Source organism: Aequoribacter sp. (genome assembly GCF_965659035.1).
In the GTDB taxonomy this organism is placed as follows: Bacteria; Pseudomonadota; Gammaproteobacteria; order Pseudomonadales; family Halieaceae; genus Aequoribacter.
Genome location: NZ_CBFHWH010000135.1, coordinates 1 through 3,396, shown reverse-complemented (window position 1 = coordinate 3,396; position 3,396 = coordinate 1). Strand labels below are relative to the sequence as shown.

The window sequence follows — 3,396 nt, the reverse complement described above, 5'->3', positions numbered from 1 at the left end:
ATCCTTAACCAAAGCCGTTTTGCCGCACATGCGAGAGCGTAAATCGGGTCATTTAGTGGTGACCTCGAGCGTCGCGGGTAAGGTGGGCGCGCCGCTACGAACAGGTTACAGTATGGCTAAGCACGCGGTTATGGGATTTTTCGATGCATTGCGATGTGAAATAGCGCACGAGGGGATATCCGTGTCCACAATCACGCCAGGTAGCATTCAGTCACAAGTCTCGGTGAACGCGATGCGCGCGGACGGTGAAGCTTTCGGGATCATGGACGATCAAATCGAGAATGGGATGGACGCGGACCGTTGTGCCCAGGAAGTGGTCGCTAAACTGCTCGCGAAGCAGCGGGAGATCCCGGTCGGTGAAAGCGCGATGGAAATGGGCCTTTTGGAAATGAAGCGGTCCGACCCTGAAGCATTGTTCGATATGCTTGAAGGTATGACCGCCAACCTGAGGGCTCGGGGCATTTATTAGTCTCGAGATTCTTGCAACATCGCCAAATCTTTGCGCAAGTGCTTAGCGGCCAGATAGAACAGAATTACAGGGACTCCGCCGATGCAGGCGGATACCAACATCGCGTAGCGCAAGCCCTCAACACCGTAATTTACACTGAAGGCGTCGCTCATGAAGCCCGTCGCCAATGGGCCTAGACCTAGCCCTATCATGTTGAGCACAAAAAACAGTATGGCTGAAGTCATGGCCCGCATGTGAGCGGGCACTAGAAAGTGACTGATTGCGATACACGGGCCGAGGTACATCGCTCCAGAGATATTTGAGAGTATGAGCACACCGATGAGTGCATTTACATTCGGTGTAATCAGCACGAATATTGCAAGTGGGATGTGGATAAGGGCACCCCACATCGGTACCCACAGATACCAGCGTTTGTCTTTTTGACCAAATTTATCGGCGAAGAACCCACCCAAAAAGGTGCCAACAGCTCCTGTTATTCCAGAAACTAATGCCAGTGTGTACCCAATTTCTGCGAGCCCCATCCCGTGTACTCGATACAGAAACGATGGAAAGAAATTGCCATTGCCGTAGCTCGCGTATGCCATTAAAGCCGTTCCCAGTGCGGCAAACCAGAAAGACTTGCGCCGCGTGAGGAACGCAAGTGTTTCCCGAAATTCGGCTTTCTCTTGATTTGAAGGAGCGTCATCCCAGCGTCCTCTGATGGGCTCTTTCAGAACCATGACCAGCACAACAGCAAGAGCGACCCCAGGTAGACCAACGGCCATAAACGCCATGCGCCAGCCAAACTGTTCTGCTAGCACACCACCAAACGCGAAACCGAACAAGATCCCGACATAGATACCTGCAGAGTAAAAAGACAAGGCTTTTCCCCGGTGCTCTGGAGGAAAGTAATCCGAGATCATAGAGTGTGATGGAGGCGAGCCACCGGCTTCGCCTAAACCGACACCGATTCGAGCCAGCAGTAGATGCCAGTAGTTTTGTGCCAATCCGGATAGAGCGGTCATGCCCGACCAGACCGCTAAGGCTGTTGCTACAATGTTTCTGCGATTCACGCGGTCAGCCCAGTAGGCGATGGGAATGCCAGCCGTCACATATACCAACGCGAAACTAAAGCCGCTCAATAGTCCAAGTTGAGTATCTGTGAGGCCCATGTCGAGCTTTATCGGCTCTTGCAGTATCACCAAGATTTGACGGTCAATGAAATTAAAGGCGTAGACCAACGTCAGTAAAACCAAGGCGAAATTACGATATCGTGGGCTAAAGTCGACCTGAGTAGACGGTGTTGGTGGCGCCATTTGAATTCCTAGTATAATTATTTGAGCACTGGTACGTTACAAAAAACCGGCTGTGTTTTGAAGCAAAATCGACTAAGCTTGCCGAAATTTTTAAAACAAGGATTTGTTGTGAAAGCGTTGCGAAATGCCTTTGGCCAATTTGCTACCGGTGTTTGTGTTGTCAGCGCCGTCAATAATGACGGGCGTCCAATAGGCATCACTATTAACTCGTTTGGATCCGTGTCCCTCGATCCGGCTCTTGCCCTTTGGAGTATTCAAAATTCCTCAGATTTGTTCGAGTTTTGGACTGGCACAAAAAAATACGCCATAAACATCCTTGCCTCGGACCAGCAAGCCATCAGCGGGCAGTGTGCAAAGCCGGGCCAACATGGCTTACAAAGCGCTCAGGTGGAGATGTCCGAAGATGGCGTTCCCCTAGTCATAGGGGCGTTGGCGTCGTTTGAAATGACACTTGAGCAAGTTGTGCCTGCGGGTGACCACCATTTGATCTTGGGCACTATCGATAAGTATCAGGTCAACGATGCACTCTCTCCCTTAGTGTTTCACAAAGGGCAGTATCACACTCTCTAGGGTCCTAAATGCCGCGGTGCATTCAGCGCCACAAAACTTTATAATGATGTTTTTGATTAGGCTGACATCGTAATGAAGTTTTGTAGCGCGTGCGGGCACGAGGTTCAACTCGAAATCCCAGAGAATGACGACCGGGAGCGACACGTCTGCGGCCGCTGCAAAACCGTTCATTACTCAAACCCTAAAATTATTGTGGGCTGCCTGCCTGTGTGGGAAGATAAAGTGCTTCTGTGCAAGCGCGCTATCGAACCCCGGTTCGGCAAATGGACCCTGCCCGCGGGATTCATGGAGAACCAGGAGACAACGGCGCAGGGCGCTGCTCGAGAAACCTGGGAAGAGGCCCGAGCAAAAGTCAAAGATCTATCTTTGTACTATCTTTTCGATGTTCCGGCCATCGATCAAGTCTACTTATTTTATCTGTGCGAACTTGAAGCAGGTGAATTTGGTGTCGGGCCGGAAAGCATAGAGTGTCGCCTGTTCAGTGAGTCCGAGATTCCGTGGGACGAGCTCGCGTTTCCAGTCGTCATCGAAACACTCAAAACGTATTTTTCCGATGCGGCAGAGGGCAAGGGCTTTCCTATGCGGGTAGATACTGTAATCAGACGAAGTAAGCGTGAGTAACTCTACCATAACGATTGAGCTTTCAACGCTGATCCTCGCCGCAGGACTTTGGACAAGCTTGCTGCTGTTGATATTTCTATCGAAGCTTGGACCCTACCGTATAAAGCAGCGATTGCTCCTTGAAAAGCAGGCCGAGCTCGAATCGCAGCTAGTAAAGGAGTCTTCGAGGACGCACGAGTCAGAGGTTTTGCGAGGCGAGTTGTCGCAGTCATTAGCTGCCAGGACGGCGGAATATGAGGCCTTGCAACTAGCCCATAAGAGCATTCAAACAGAAACCGAGCGGATACGAACAGAAATGTCGTCGGAGTTTCGTCTGCTTGCACAACATTTGCTCGAAGAGAAAAGCGCTAAATTGCAGGAGGGCAGTGCAGAGTTAATGGGCCGAACACTGACGCCCCTGCAGACCCAACTGAAAGACTTTCGCGCAAAAATTGAGGATGT

Annotated in this window: 4 protein-coding genes and 1 pseudogene; 4 read left to right on the top strand and 1 reads right to left on the bottom strand. The window is 50.9% G+C overall.

The annotated features are described in order from the left end of the window. Positions 1-469, top strand: a 469-nt coding sequence (locus tag ACTF5Z_RS11690) for an SDR family NAD(P)-dependent oxidoreductase (RefSeq protein ID WP_438985790.1), incomplete at its 5' end; no start/stop codon positions are given. On the opposite strand, the gene ACTF5Z_RS11685 is transcribed toward ACTF5Z_RS11690, so the two are convergent. Beyond that, complete coding sequence (locus ACTF5Z_RS11685) at positions 466-1,764, bottom strand: spinster family MFS transporter (RefSeq protein ID WP_438985789.1); 1,299 nt, start codon at positions 1,762-1,764, stop codon at positions 466-468. The two genes, ACTF5Z_RS11690 and ACTF5Z_RS11685, sit on opposite strands and share 4 nt — an antisense overlap. A 108-nt stretch (positions 1,765-1,872) precedes the next feature. On the opposite strand from ACTF5Z_RS11685, the gene ACTF5Z_RS11680 reads away from it, so the two are divergent. The 3 genes and pseudogenes from ACTF5Z_RS11680 to ACTF5Z_RS11670 form a co-directional block, all read left to right on the top strand. Next, positions 1,873-2,334, top strand: coding sequence for a flavin reductase family protein (locus ACTF5Z_RS11680; protein ID WP_438985788.1), 462 nt, complete (start codon positions 1,873-1,875; stop codon positions 2,332-2,334). A gap of 72 nt (positions 2,335-2,406) precedes the next feature. Next, positions 2,407-2,955, top strand: coding sequence for an NUDIX hydrolase (locus tag ACTF5Z_RS11675; RefSeq protein WP_438985787.1), 549 nt, complete (start codon positions 2,407-2,409; stop codon positions 2,953-2,955). Next, positions 2,948-3,396, top strand: a pseudogene (locus ACTF5Z_RS11670) (DNA recombination protein RmuC); the annotation flags it as partial. The gene ACTF5Z_RS11675 and the pseudogene ACTF5Z_RS11670, both read left to right, overlap by 8 nt.